General features: G+C 64.0%; 13 protein-coding genes. 6 read left to right on the top strand and 7 right to left on the bottom strand.

The features are described 5' to 3' along the window. Window positions 1-18 precede the first annotated feature (18 nt). Complete coding sequence (locus KJP30_RS14930; protein ID WP_218450054.1) at window positions 19-909, bottom strand: CPBP family intramembrane glutamic endopeptidase; 891 nt, start codon at window positions 907-909, stop codon at window positions 19-21. Window positions 910-1,119: 210 nt separating this feature from the next. On the opposite strand from KJP30_RS14930, the gene KJP30_RS14925 reads away from it, so the two are divergent. After that, window positions 1,120-2,055, top strand: coding sequence for an AEC family transporter (locus KJP30_RS14925; RefSeq protein ID WP_218450053.1), 936 nt, complete (start codon window positions 1,120-1,122; stop codon window positions 2,053-2,055). Window position 2,056: 1 nt separating this feature from the next. Here the strand turns inward: KJP30_RS14925 and KJP30_RS14920 are convergent, their stop codons facing one another. From KJP30_RS14920 to KJP30_RS14910, 3 genes are all read right to left on the bottom strand, one after another. Beyond that, window positions 2,057-2,761 (bottom strand): NYN domain-containing protein, encoded by a 705-nt coding sequence (locus KJP30_RS14920; RefSeq protein WP_218450052.1) that lies wholly within the window; start codon window positions 2,759-2,761, stop codon window positions 2,057-2,059. Window positions 2,762-2,893: 132 nt separating this feature from the next. Then, a complete protein-coding gene (locus tag KJP30_RS14915; RefSeq protein WP_218450177.1) occupies window positions 2,894-3,334 on the bottom strand; it encodes a GNAT family N-acetyltransferase in 441 nt (146 codons plus the stop codon). Window positions 3,335-3,378: 44 nt separating this feature from the next. Beyond that, window positions 3,379-4,140, bottom strand: coding sequence for a potassium channel family protein (locus tag KJP30_RS14910; RefSeq protein ID WP_218450051.1), 762 nt, complete (start codon window positions 4,138-4,140; stop codon window positions 3,379-3,381). A 188-nt stretch (window positions 4,141-4,328) separates the two neighbouring features. On the opposite strand from KJP30_RS14910, the gene KJP30_RS14905 reads away from it, so the two are divergent. Beyond that, complete coding sequence (locus KJP30_RS14905; RefSeq protein ID WP_218450050.1) at window positions 4,329-5,381, top strand: COG3904 family protein; 1,053 nt, start codon at window positions 4,329-4,331, stop codon at window positions 5,379-5,381. 82 nt (window positions 5,382-5,463) lie between these two features. Here KJP30_RS14905 and KJP30_RS14900 read toward each other — a convergent pair whose 3' ends face one another. Both KJP30_RS14900 and KJP30_RS14895 read right to left on the bottom strand, forming a co-directional pair. Beyond that, a complete protein-coding gene (locus tag KJP30_RS14900; RefSeq protein WP_218450049.1) occupies window positions 5,464-6,576 on the bottom strand; it encodes an S-(hydroxymethyl)glutathione dehydrogenase/class III alcohol dehydrogenase in 1,113 nt (370 codons plus the stop codon). A gap of 109 nt (window positions 6,577-6,685) precedes the next feature. Then, window positions 6,686-7,366 carry a hypothetical protein gene (locus KJP30_RS14895; RefSeq protein WP_218450048.1) on the bottom strand — a complete coding sequence of 227 codons (681 nt, stop codon included), beginning with the start codon at window positions 7,364-7,366 and terminating at the stop codon, window positions 6,686-6,688. 183 nt (window positions 7,367-7,549) lie between these two features. Between KJP30_RS14895 and KJP30_RS14890 the strand changes: the two genes are divergently transcribed. Next, window positions 7,550-9,208, top strand: a complete 1,659-nt coding sequence (locus tag KJP30_RS14890) for a Y-family DNA polymerase (RefSeq protein ID WP_218450047.1) — start codon at window positions 7,550-7,552, stop codon at window positions 9,206-9,208. Window positions 9,209-9,286: 78 nt separating this feature from the next. After that, a complete protein-coding gene (gene serB / locus KJP30_RS14885) occupies window positions 9,287-10,153 on the top strand; it encodes a phosphoserine phosphatase SerB (RefSeq protein WP_218450046.1) in 867 nt (288 codons plus the stop codon). 63 nt (window positions 10,154-10,216) lie between these two features. On the opposite strand, the gene KJP30_RS14880 is transcribed toward serB, so the two are convergent. Further along, a complete protein-coding gene (locus KJP30_RS14880; RefSeq protein ID WP_246594502.1) occupies window positions 10,217-11,212 on the bottom strand; it encodes an asparaginase in 996 nt (331 codons plus the stop codon). Window positions 11,213-11,379: 167 nt separating this feature from the next. On the opposite strand from KJP30_RS14880, the gene KJP30_RS14875 reads away from it, so the two are divergent. After that, a complete protein-coding gene (locus tag KJP30_RS14875) occupies window positions 11,380-11,910 on the top strand; it encodes an invasion associated locus B family protein (protein ID WP_218450045.1) in 531 nt (176 codons plus the stop codon). Window positions 11,911-12,057: 147 nt separating this feature from the next. Next, on the top strand, window positions 12,058-13,242 hold the full coding sequence (gene rlmN / locus KJP30_RS14870) for a dual-specificity RNA methyltransferase RlmN (RefSeq protein WP_218450044.1): 1,185 nt from the start codon (window positions 12,058-12,060) through the stop codon (window positions 13,240-13,242). Window positions 13,243-13,304: the final 62 nt, after the last annotated feature.

The raw sequence follows: 13,304 nt of genomic DNA, 5'->3' as shown, positions 1-13,304 counted from the left end.
CAGCGCCCCCTTCCCCGCTCAGACCCGCAAGACCACCCGCGCCGTCAGCCAGCTGACAGCGATCATCGCCAGATCCACCGGCAATAGTGCCGCAACCGCGGCCACTTCTCCGGGACCAAAAGGCAACTGGCGCAGCGCCAGCCCGGACAGGTCTCCCTGTGGCGAAACGATGGCAAACACCATGAAGTTGTTCACGAAGTGCAAGGCCAACGCCGGACCCAGATTCCCCGACCGCGCCGTCAGATCCGCAGCGGCCAAACCGAACACGACGCTCCAGCCCGCCACCAGCAGGGCATTTTCGCCATAGACCTCGGGCAGGTAATGTCCGACGCCAAAAGCAATCGAAGGCACACCCATCCAGATCGCCGGATGCCGCACCCGCGCCGCCAGTTGCGACTGGAAATAACCGCGAAAGAACACTTCCTCCGCCCCGGTCTGGATAACCAGCGCCCCCAGCGTCAGCGGCAGCAACAGCAACCACCGGTCAAACGCCAGCCCCGGCTGCGTGGAGGACAGCACATCCCAAGGCGGCAACACGAAGAGCAAGAGGTTGAGCGCCGCCAGCGCCAGCGTCACCTGCAGGAAGTCGCGCAGAAACAGCCACCAAGGCCCCAACAGCCCGATCCCCGGCCGCGCATGCAGGATTTCCGCAACCGCCATTGCGCCGGTTCCCAGACCGCCGCTCAGCAGCAACACAAGGATAAGACTGCCCGGGGTCTGCCCTTGTTGCAGTCCCTCCAGCAGGGTGAGGTAGGTCTCTGCCTCCATGAGGCTGGCCAAGAGGGCGACGACCCCCTGCGCAAGGGCAAACCAGATCACCACGCTCAACGCCAGACCAACCGCCAGGCGCCACAGGCCAGGCCGCTTGCGCGCCGGTGCAGTCATCAACTCATGTCGTGGATAGCTCATGCCAGACGGTCACATTCCTTTTTCAGCCCCGTGAAACGCGGCCCCCTCGTCATGCCCGCAAGCCCCCCGGCGATGCAAGGGTTGGCCATACCGCCAAACGGGAATGACAGTACGTCAGGCCGACTGCGCCCCGTGCTCCGGCATCCATTTTTGCGAACCGCACCCCGCCATGCCCGTTGACCCAGCCGTCCCCCATGCTACAGCACGATCATGCTGGACATCTTCCTCAAGACCCTGCCCTTTTTCGGCCTGATCGGGCTGGGCTATGGTGCCGCGAAATCGCGGTTCTTTTCCGAAGAAGCCAGCGCCGCCCTGACCAAGTTCGTCTTTTTCTTTGCCCTTTCGGCAATGCTCTTCCGGTTTTCGGCCAATCTGAGGTTCGACGAGATCTTTGAACCGCGACTGGCCAGCGCCTACCTTTGGGGCACGGCGGTCACATGGGGGCTGGGCATGGGGGTCGCCTTTTTGCGCGGGCTGGACGTGCCCACCGCCTCGATCGAGGCGCAATGTGCGGCCATCGGCAACACCGGCTTTCTCGGTGTGCCCATGTTGGCGCTGCTTTTGGGGCAAGAGGCGGTCGGGCCGATCATCCTGATCCTTTCCATCGATCTGATCGTGTTTTCCTCGTTGCTGACCCTTCTGGTCACCGGTGCGCGTGAGGGTCCGATGGGCATTCGCATCCTGTGGAAACTGGTGTTGGGCCTGCTCAAGAACCCGATGATCGTTTCAATCGCGCTGGGGCTTGCGGTTTCTGCCAGCGGCCTGCCCGTACCGGAGGTGGCCAACAGTTTCCTGACCACGCTCGGCAACGCAGCCACGCCCGGAGCGCTGTTTGCAATCGGGGCGTCGCTGGCCTCCAAATCCGCGGAACGGCTGGAGATTGCCGGTTGGCTCAGCTTTGCCAAGCTGATCCTGCACCCGTTCTTTGTGGGGCTGGGTGTCTATGTCTTTTTCCCGATCGACGGCTATCGCGCCGCGGTCGCCGTATCCGCTGCCGCGCTGCCGGTTGCCGGAAACGTCTTTATCCTTGCGCAACATTACGGCATCGCGCCGCAGCGCGTCTCGGCCTCGATCCTGATCTCAACCACGCTCAGCATCCTGACCGTCAGCGCGATCATCGCGACCGTGACGGGGTGGATCGACTGACCTAGTCGACCCGGCGCACCAACAACTGGTTGCCCGCGCCGCGCTTGGTTTCGAACACTTTCAATTCGGCCACAAGATCGGACAGCTTGCGCTTGCCATAGCTGCGGGTGTCGAAATCGGGGTTGGCCGCCGTGATGACCTGCCCGATGTCCCCCAGACGATACCATTCATCGTCCTGGTCGATGGAATCCATCGCGCGGAAAATCAGGTCGCGCGCGGCGGTTAAATCCGTCGCCTTGGCCGGCTTTCCGCCCGCCGCCTTTTCGGGCGCGGAATCGAGGTTTTCGAGAAAGATGAACCGTTTGCAGGCCTTGCGGAAGGCATCCGGCGTCTTTTGCATTCCCATGCCATAGACGTCCAGGCCCTGTTCGCGGATACGGCTGGCCAGCCGCGTGAAATCGCTGTCGGAACTGACCAGCACGAAACCGTCAAACCTGTTGGAGTGCATAAGGTCCATCGCGTCGATCACCAGCGCAATGTCACTGGCGTTCTTGCCCACCGTGTTGGCGGGCGAATGGTGCGGGACGATGCCGAAATCCGCCTGTACCTTGTTCCAGCCCGCCATCTGCTGGCTGGAGAAATCACCATAGCAGCGCCGGACCGAGGCTTCGCCAAGGATCGCGATCTCGTCAAAGATCGCCTTGGTGTATTTGGGTGAGGTGTTGTCGGCGTCAATCAGCACCGCCAATAGAGTGTTGTCGGCCATCTGGCCTCCTTTTCTTGCGGGCGCACCCATGCGGGGCCGCCTCGCGGTATCACGGAATGTCTTGCCCCCAGTCTGACAGCAATCGCGCGTCACAGCCACCGGTGAGCCACTGCAATTGGACCTACAGGCGGATCAGGGTTTTAGCCTTCGGTACATGACCAGCGCATCGACATATCCCTGCGCCGGATGCCGGAACGCTTCGGGCAGCCGACCGACCACCTCGAACCCCGCGCGCACCCATGTGTCGATGGCCCGCTGGTTGGTCGATACGACAAAGTTGAACTGCATCGCGCGAAAGCCCAGCTCGACCGCCTTGTCCAGCGAATGCGCCAACATGGCCCGCGCCACGCCACGCCTGCGCGCCGCACCGGCTGTGACATAGCCGCAATTGCAGACATGCGCGCCGCCGCCCTTCTGGTTGCGCATGATGTAGTAACACCCCAGCAGAACGCCATCCTCTTCGGCCACGAAGACCTGCCGTTCGGGCCCGAACCAATAGGCCAGCGCCGCCTCGCGCGGGATATCGGGGTCGATGGCATAGGTGTCACCGGCGCGAAACACCGGTTCCAGCATCTGCCAGACAGCCTCCCTGTCCGCATCCCGGGCCGCGCGAAGGATCAAACCTGCCCCTCGGTTTTGATGTGCACGACCTCTCCACAATGCTTGCAATGCACCGCATCCGCGTCATGCAGGACCAGCCCGCAATGTTCGCATTCACAACGCACCTTATTGGGCCGGATCAGCACCTGCACCAGCCGCAGGAACAGCGTGACGCCAAAGATCATCACGATGACCGAGATCAGGCGCCCCCATGGCCCCAACAAGGTGATGTCGCCAAACCCGGTGGTCGTCAGCGCCGTCACGGTGAAATACAGCGCATCCGCATAGTTCTGGATCTGCGGGTTCACCATGTACTGGGTCGCATAGACCAGCCCCGTCATGACAAAGACAAAGACGCCAAGGTTCATCACTGCCAGCACCACGTCTTCGTTTCGGCGGAAATAGGAAAAGTCGCGTTTGAGCTGTTCCGACAGGTGATAAGTGTGAAGCAGGCGCAGCGTCCGCAGGACGCGCAGAAAGCCCAACCCCTCACCGGCCAGCGGCGCAAGGAACGACACGATGGCGATCAGGTCGGCAATCGTCACCAGCCGCGTCATCAGGCGCAGCCGGTTGGCGGAAATCCAGAACCGCGCGCTGAACTCTGCAAGGATGATGACACCGAACACCGCGTCCACCGCTTCGACGAAAGGTCCGTGGTGGGTAAAGGACGTGGCGATCACGAAAAGGATCGTGCCAATGTCAAAGGCCAGCAGAGCATAGCGGAACCGATGCGCCCGATCACTCTCGCCGACATAGAGCTCGCGGATCTTGTTGCGCATCATGGGTCCTTCGGCAGTCTGGCCCGAAGGTAAGACGGTTTGGGACGAAGGGAAAGATGCTCGGTCCTGCCTGCATTGCCAAGACACCCGTCCTGTCGCATGAATTAGCCAAGATCCATCCGTGGGAAAATCGAACCTCGTCCCACCGCAGCGCCACGACACGCAACCTCCAACCACTAACGAGTGCCATGTTCCGCCCCCTTATCACCGCCGTCCTAGTCCTGCTCACCATGGCCTCATCCGTCACCGCTGCCCGGATTGAAGTCGTCGCAAGATCCAAAGACCCCGAAGAACATGCCCGCCTCCGGCTCAGCGGCCCCATTGCCGAAGGTGACGCGCAAAAGCTCAAAACCCTCATGTCGCAGGAGATCTCGGGCTATTATCCGGATACGCATTTCGTAGCGCTCACACTCGACAGTCCCGGCGGGTCCTTCGCCGAAGCCATTCGCCTGATGGAGATGCTGCGTGACGTGCGGGTCGCAACGCGGATCGAGAAAAATGCCTCCTGTCTTTCCGCCTGCGCCGTTGCCTTCATGGGCGGCACCCGGATCATCGCGTCAGACTTCCGCAGCAGCAGGATGGTAGAGCCCGGCGGTCGTCTGGGCTTTCACGCCCCCAGCCTGAGCCTGCCGGGGGACCAGCTTGTGTCAACGAAGGTTCTTGGTGCCTCGTACAACCTCGCGCTGGAAACAATCGCCAGCATCCTGTCGCGCAGGGACCGGTTCGACATTCCCGTGTCGCTGGTCGAAACCATGATCGCGACGCCGCCGGAACAGATGTATATTCTTGAAACCGTCGATGATTTCGCGCGCTGGCGGATCGACGTCGATATGGACAGCTCGCAATGGCGCCCCGACGCCTCCGATGTTGCACGGATGTGCCTGAACTACGGCACATGGGAACAGGGCGACAGCGTTGCCAGGCGACATGCCGCGCAGCCCGGTCAACCGACCAGGGCGCAACAAGTCCGCGACTGGGCCAGAAGGGTCAGGTTCCTCGATCCGGCAAAAAAGACCGGTGTCCGCTCCGTCTATGCCTATGCCTCGGAAACCGGCATGGAGGTGTCGACCTGCGTCGTCCGGTTCACCATCTTCCGAGACCAATGGCATCCGCGCATCTTCCTTTCAGATTCCCCGCCGGAGGTCGCGCTCGAAGCCGCGCGCCAGTCCAACAGCGCCACCCGCGCACCCTACATGCTGCACGCCTTGCCGCATGACTTCAGGATCGAAAACCTGCGCTGAACATCCGCGAAACTGAAAACGGCAGCCCCGGTGGGACCGCCGTCGATGAGTGCGTAGGGCGGGGCTTGCCCCGCCGCCGGGATCAGTAGACCACAACCGAGCGGATCGATTCACCCGCGTGCATCAGGTCAAACCCCTTGTTGATCTCGTCCAGCGTCAGCGTGTGCGTGATCATCGGGTCGATCTCGATCTTGCCTTCCATGTACCAGTCGACGATCTTCGGCACATCGGTCCGGCCCCGCGCGCCGCCAAAGGCGGTGCCGCGCCAAGTGCGCCCGGTGACCAGTTGGAACGGACGGGTGCTGATCTCGGCCCCGGCGGGCGCCACGCCGATGATGATCGATTCACCCCAGCCCTTGTGCGCCGATTCCAGCGCCGCGCGCATGACATTCACGTTGCCCGTCGCGTCAAAGGTATAATCCGCGCCACCCTTGGTCAGTTCGACCAGATGCGCAACCAGATCACCGTCGATCTCGCTGGGGTTCACAAAGTCGGTCATACCGAACCGTTCGGCCATCGGTTTCTTGTCATTGTTCAGGTCGACGCCAACGATCTGGTCCGCCCCGGCCATGCGCAGGCCCTGAATCACGTTCAGGCCGATACCGCCCAGACCAAAGACGATCGCGCGGCTGCCGATTTCCACCTTGGCGGTATAGATCACCGCACCGATGCCGGTGGTGACGCCGCATCCGATGTAACAGACCTTGTCGAACGGCGCGTCCGGGTGAATCTTGGCCAGCGAGATTTCGGGCAGGACCGTGTGGTTCGAAAAGGTCGAGCAGCCCATGTAATGCAGGATCGGCGTGCCATCCAGCATGGAAAAACGCGAGGTGCCGTCAGGCATCAGGCCCTGCCCCTGTGTCGCGCGAACCTTCTGGCAAAGATTCGTCTTGGGGTGCAGACAGTATTCACACTCGCGGCATTCCGCCGTGTAAAGCGGGATCACGTGATCGCCCGGCTTCAGCGAGGTTACACCGGGGCCGACCTCCAGCACGACGCCCGCGCCTTCGTGGCCAAGGATCGCCGGGAACAGGCCTTCGGGGTCAGCCCCCGACAGCGTGAATTCATCGGTGTGACAGATGCCGGTCGCCTTGATTTCCACCAGAACCTCGCCCGCCTTGGGGCCTTCGAGGTTCACTTCCATGACTTCAAGCGGCTTACCGGCCTCGAGGGCCACCGCGGCACGCGTGCGCATTTCCTTTTTCCTCCAGTGAAAAACCTTTGCGCTCACCCTGAGGGAAAGCGCCGCCCGCCGCAAGCGCGCGGCCCCTCATTGGTGGCAAAAATTCCTGCCGTTCCGACGGTCACTCGGGCTCGCGCAGTTCGGTCGGCAGAACGACCGAAGTTGTCCTGCCACCCTCAAGGCCGCTTGACTGCTGGGCAAAGACCCAACCGATTTCTGCATCGTATCGCATTACGGCGCGGCCCAGTATTTTCCCGGTCTCCTCCCGGCTCATCTCCATCCGCAAGATCCAGACCTCGTGATCGGCATCAAAAGGCGAAGGCGTGGTGGAACAGCAGGTCTGAGTGAGGGAATAAAGCACGTTTCCAGTGCTTCCCGCCTGAGACCACGTCACGGTCTTGCCGTCAGTCAATGGCAGGAAATCGACCTCTGGCAGGGTCAGCCCCTCAGTCCATTCGGCATCTCTCAGCGCATCGGCCAGCGCCGCCCGGTCGCCATCTGTGGTCCGCCATTTCAGGTTGGCCACAGGGATCACCCCATGCAGCACGGCCTGACCGGTCACAAGGTTGCAACTGGGCTGCATCTGGCGGACTCGCTCGGTGCAAAGTTCGGTCAGCATGACGTCCCCGTCTTTGCCAAGGAACCGGGTGGTGTATTTGATTTCGTAGATGGGCGTCCCGATTGGCACGCTGCCGGAATACACCTTTTGCTCGCTGTCGATCTCGGTGCCGGGAACAGGCTGGGCCACGGCGCTTGTGGCGACCACACAAAAAACGGCCAAGGCGGCCATACGCAGAGTCATCTTGTTTCCAATCGGTCAGGTCAATGCCCCGAAATCTCGGGGAAAGCGCGTTGGATTTCAACCGGTTTCGCGGTTTTCCCGGCTTTCGGACCCGGTAGGTCGGGCAAGCTCCGGCCAAGGGCGGACTCGACTCCGACACTTCGCACATGTAGAACATATCAAGAACATTCAGCGCCGATTCCCATGCCTGCCCATCGTCGTATCCTCTCGCTCTGGTTCCCGCGCCTTGGCGCCGAACGGCTGATCCGGGCCGAACCGCACCTGGCCGAGGTCCCTTTTGCCACCGTCGCGCAAGAGGGGCCCGCGCGGGTACTGGGGTCGCTGTCGCTGGCCGCCTCGCAGGCGGGTCTGCGCACCGGTCAACCGCTGCGGGATGCCCACGCCATGTGCGCCGGCCTGCTGACGCGCCCCGCCCACCCCCGGCAGGAAGAGGCGTTCCTGGGCGCGCTGCACCGCTGGGCGGGCAAGTTTTCCCCCTGGGTCGCCGCCGAAGCGCCTGACGCGCTGGTGATCGACCTCACCGGCTGCGCACATCTTTTCGGTGGCGAAGAACAACTGGCCGCGCAGGTCACGCAGGACTGCGCCGATCTTGGACTGACGGTCCTCTATGGCATCGCCGACACGCTGGGCGCGGCCTGGGCACTGGCGCGATTTTCCCGACAGCAGGCCCGGCACGCCCGCTCCGGCGACGCCATCGACCAAGAGGCCCCCGCCACCCGGGCCCGGGCCGGCAAAAGGCGGCACTGGGAACGCGGCGGGGCGGCGCCCCAGCGTGGCACCCCCAACGGCCCCGAAACCCGCATCGCCCCGCCGGGACAAAGCTGGCAGGCGCTGTCCCCCCTGCCCATCGCCGCCCTGCGCATCGATCCTCATGTCACCGAACAGCTGTCCCGCCTCGGGCTGCGCCGCGTCGGCGACCTTCTGGGCCAGCCCCGCGCGCCACTGGCCCGCCGTTTTGGCCGCGGCCTTGTCGACCGGCTGGACCAGGCCACCGGTGCCGCACCGGAACCGGTCTCACCCGCCACACCACCGGATCGCTTTGCCGTGCGCATGTCCTTCCCCGATCCTATCGGGCTCGAAGAGGATGTGGCCGAGGCGCTCTCACGGATCCTGGACCAGCTTTGTGCCCGGCTGGACAGCAAGGGGCGCGGTGCCCGCTCGCTGCGGATCGAAGCGCATCGCTGCGACCACCAGATGCACTGGCAGACCGTCACCGCCGCCACGGCCAGCGCCCAACCGCACCGGCTGATGCCGCTGATCCGGCTCAAGCTGCCGGGCATCGACGCCGGCCCCGGCATAGACATGCTGCGGATCGAGGCGGTGGCCCACGAACCCCTGCACGCCCGCACCCGCGCCGGCCATCTTGAGGCCGCGCAACAGGGCAACCGCCGCATCCATGGCGGCGCCGCGCTGGAGGATCTGGTGGGTCGCCTTGGCGCCCGGCTGGGGATGGAGGCGATCACCCGCCGCGCCCCCGGCGACAGCCACATCCCCGAAAAGGCCGCCCAGACCCTTGCCGCCGCATGGTCGGACCCCGTCCGGGACTGGCCCGCCCCCCGCACCCAAAGACCGCTTCTGCTCTGGCGTCCCGAACCCGTCCATGCGCCCGACACCCCCCGCCCGCCGCAACGCTTTCGCTGGCGTGGACGCGACTGGCAGACCGCCAGCCAGACGGGGCCGGAACGCATCGCGCCTGAATGGTGGCTGGACGATCCCGAGTGGCGCTCTGGCCCGCGCGACTACTGGCGGGTGGACACCGACCGGGGCGAAAGGCTCTGGCTTTTCTACGCCCACGGCGGCACGGCCTCGTCCGGCTGGTTCTGTCAGGGCACCTTCGCCTAGCCCCTCCCCCGCGACAGGCTGGCCAAGCCCGCGCCCACGTGCCAAAAGCCCGCCAGCACCCAGACGGAGCCGCAGCCCATGTTCATCGCCTCGCTCATCGCCAAACCCGGCCAGCTCGACCCGGCCCTGGTCGAAAACCTGCGCAACGCGCTGGGCGGCGGCACGGCCAGCTGGCTCTCGCCGGACGAGGCGGCGGAATTCCCGCTCGACACGCTGCCCGGCAATCTCGAAGACATCCGCGCCTCGATCGCCGACATGGCGGATCTCAACCTGCTGCCCGCCGCGAACCGCCGCAAAAAGATGCTGCTGGCGGACATGGACAGCACCATGATCCAGCAGGAATGCATCGACGAACTGGCCGAAGAAGCAGGCGTCGGTGCCCATGTCAAGGACATCACCGCCCGCGCCATGAACGGCGAACTGGATTTCGAAGGCGCGCTGATCGAACGCGTCGCCCTGCTCAAGGGCCTGCCGGAAACGGTCATCGACAAGGTCGTTGAGACCCGCATCACCCTGATGCCCGGCGGCAAGACGCTGTTGGCCACGATGCATGGCGCCGGTGCCCGCTGCGTTCTCGTCTCCGGCGGCTTCACCGCCTTCACCAGCCGCGTCTCGGCCCTGCTCGGCTTTGACGAGAACCGCGCCAACACCCTGCTGGTCGAAAACGGCCACCTTACCGGAGAGGTCGGCCGCCCGATCCTCGGCCGCGAGGCCAAGGTGCAGGCGCTCGAGGAAATCACCACCCGCCTGACCATCACCCCAGAAGACGTGATCGCCGTCGGCGACGGAGCCAATGACCTTGGCATGCTGGGCCGCGCCGGCATGGGCGTGGCGCTCCACGCAAAACCCAGCGTTCAGGCGCAATCCGATCTGCGGGTGAACCACGGCGACCTCACGGCACTGCTCTACCTGCAAGGCTACGCCAAGGCCGATTGCACCGCCTGACGCCCCGTTTCTTCTGTCCGGAAATATCCCGGGGGAGCCGAAGGCGGGGGCAGAGCCCCCTTTTTACCCGGCCAGCCCCGCAACGGGACGAATCTCGCCAGTCACCAGCCCGTCCCAGTTGCGAATCGCCGGGTTCAGAAAACGCGCCACATCCGGGTGTCCGGCCTCCAGCACGCCAAGGCGCACCAGCAACGCGGCGATCACGCATTCCGCCGCCCGCGTCGCGCCATCAGCGATCTTGACCGCCACGCCCAGACCACGCCCCGGCAGGATGGCAATGAAATAACCCTCGGCCCCGGTCTTGATCGCCACAGGCTCCGATGCCGCGCGCATCAACAGCGTACAGGCGCGCCCTTCGCCCGCCACCAGATCGGGATGGGCGATCATCGCCTCGACAAGGCTGGCGGCCGCCTTCGATTGCGCGTCGCCGCGGCCCGCCGCCCCGGCGAAAAACGCCATGGCCCGCGCCATGCCCGTCATGGAGGTGGCAAAATTCGGTGCCGAACAGCCGTCGATCCCAAAGCCCGGACTGGTCTCCCCGGTCACTTCCTCAAAGGCCTCACGGCAAGCCACCTGCACCGGATGCGCCGGGTCGACATAGTCCGGCCCCGCTTTAAGATGCTGCGTCAGCGTCAGGAAGCCGCTGTGTTTTCCCGAGCAATTATTGAGGATTCGCCCCGGCTTGCGCCCTTCGCGGATCATCTCGAACCGCAGCTCCTTGTCCCGCGACGGCTGCGGTCCGCACAGCAGATCGTCTTCGCGCAGCCCCCGCTCTGCCAGCCATTCCCCCACCAGTTTCGCGTGCAATGGTGCGCCTTCGTGGGACGCGCAGGACAGCGCCAGACGGTCCGCCCCAAGCCCCGCAGCCCGGGCCGCGCCCGAGGCCACCAGCGGCAGCGCCTGAATCATCTTGGCCGAACTGCGCGGCAGGATCACGGCCTCGGGATCGCCCCAGGCCTCGACGATCTGGCCGCTTGTGTCGCAGATCACCGCATGCCCGGCGTGCCAGCTTTCGATCACCGGACCGCGGTGAATTTCGACCATGGGAACCGCTGTCATGCAATGACCTCCTGGAGTTGAGCGAATATCTGCCACCGGGGCTTTTCCGCCCGACTTCTTTCAGGCTATTGTCCCGCCGTCGAGATAAAAACCTTTTGTGTACGGGTCATTCGGGACAAGCAGACCCACCACGAAAGCAGAGGTAGAGACAGCTGGAGGCTGCAGGAATGATGTCAGGTCTTGGTCGGGGATTGGGCGCCTTGGCGTTGGTGTTTAGCGCATCCGTTGCAGGCGCGCAGGACAACAGCAGCACCGCCCGCGTGGATGCCATGACGGACTGGTCGGTATTCGAAGAGGCCTCGCCCCGCGAATGCTGGGCGGTGACCACCTACAAGGAAAGCGTGAACACCAAGGACGGGCGCGTGGTGGCCGTGACGCGGGGCGAAATCCTGCTGATGGTTTTCTTCCGCCCCGAAGCGGGTGTCAGCGGTCAGATCGCCTTTACCGGCGGCTATCCCTTTGCCAAGGGGTCGACGGTGAACGTGACCATCGGCGACAGCGAGTTCGAGCTGTACACCGAGGGCGAATGGGCCTGGCCCGCCACGCCGCAGGATGACACCAAGATCATCACCGCGATGAAACGTGGTGCCGATGCGGTCCTTTCCGCCGTATCCTCGCGCGGGACGGCGACCAAGGATACCTTCTCGCTGCTGGGCTTCACCGCCGCTTACGAGGATGCCGAAAAGCGCTGTTCGTAACGGCGCTTCCGGTGGCGCGCGCGGCACCGGGCTGAGCATCCAAAGACCGAACAGACAGGGGCCGCGTGACGAATGTCATTCGGCCCTTTGGCTTTGCCCGCGAATCCTGTATACGGCAGGCTTCGCGCCAGACAGGAGCCTTTTCGCATGACTGCGACGACGCCCATTACCCAAGACCTTTTGACGATCCCCCGCAAGCTGCCGGAGGGACCGATGAACATCGTCGGGCTGACCCGGCCACAGCTGCGCGACGCGCTTTTGGCGGCGGGAACGCCCGAAAAGCAGGTCAAGATGCGGGTGAACCAGGTCTGGCAATGGCTGTATCACTGGGGCGTGCGCGACTTCGACGCCATGACCAATCTTGCCAAACCCTACCGCGCCCTTCTGGCCGAGAACTTCGTGATCTCGCTGCCCGAGGTCGTGTCGAAACAGGTTTCGGCCGATGGTACGCGCAAATACCTTGTCCGCATCGCCGGCGGGCATGAAGTCGAGGTGGTCTATATCCCCGAGGAAGACCGCGGCACGCTTTGCATTTCCTCACAAGTGGGCTGCACGCTGACCTGTTCCTTTTGCCATACCGGCACACAGAAACTGGTGCGCAACCTGACGGCGGGTGAAATCGTCGGCCAGATCATGCTGGCGCGCGACGATCTGGACGAATGGCCCGAACCGGGCACCGGCACCGGCGATTCAGGGCCGCGCCTGTTGTCGAACATCGTGCTGATGGGCATGGGCGAACCTTTGTACAACTTCGAAGGCGTCCGCGACGCGATGAAAATCGCCATGGATGGCGAGGGCATCGCCCTGTCGCGCCGCCGGATCACGCTGTCGACCTCGGGTGTGGTGCCTGAAATCGCCCGTGCGGCCGAGGAAATCGGTTGTCAGCTGGCGGTGTCCTTCCACGCCACCACGGATGAGGTGCGCGACAAGCTGGTGCCCATCAACAAGCGCTGGAACATCGAAACGCTGCTGAACGCGCTGCGCGAATACCCGCGACTGTCGAACTCGGAACGCATCACCTTTGAATATGTGATGCTCAAGGACGTGAACGACACCGATGATGATGCGCGGCGGTTGGTCAAGCTGATCAAGGGCATCCCGGCCAAGATCAACCTGATCCCCTTCAACGAATGGCCCGGCTCGCCCTACCAGCGGTCGGATTGGTCGCGGATCGAGAAATTCGCCGACATCATCTACAAGGCAGGCTATGCCTCGCCCATCCGCACCCCGCGGGGCGAGGACATCATGGCCGCCTGTGGCCAGCTGAAATCGGCCACCGAACGCGCGCGCAAGTCCCGCGCCCAGATCGCGCAGGAAACCGGCCTGGGCTGAGCCCCCCAAAAAAATTTCGCCGGGGCCTTTACCTTCCCGTGACTGGAAGCCCCATATCCAGT

The organism is Antarctobacter sediminis (assembly GCF_019218285.1).
GTDB lineage: Bacteria > Pseudomonadota > Alphaproteobacteria > Rhodobacterales > Rhodobacteraceae > Antarctobacter > Antarctobacter sediminis.
The sequence above is the reverse complement of the archived record's forward strand: the minus strand, read 5'-3'. Positions and strand labels throughout refer to the sequence as shown.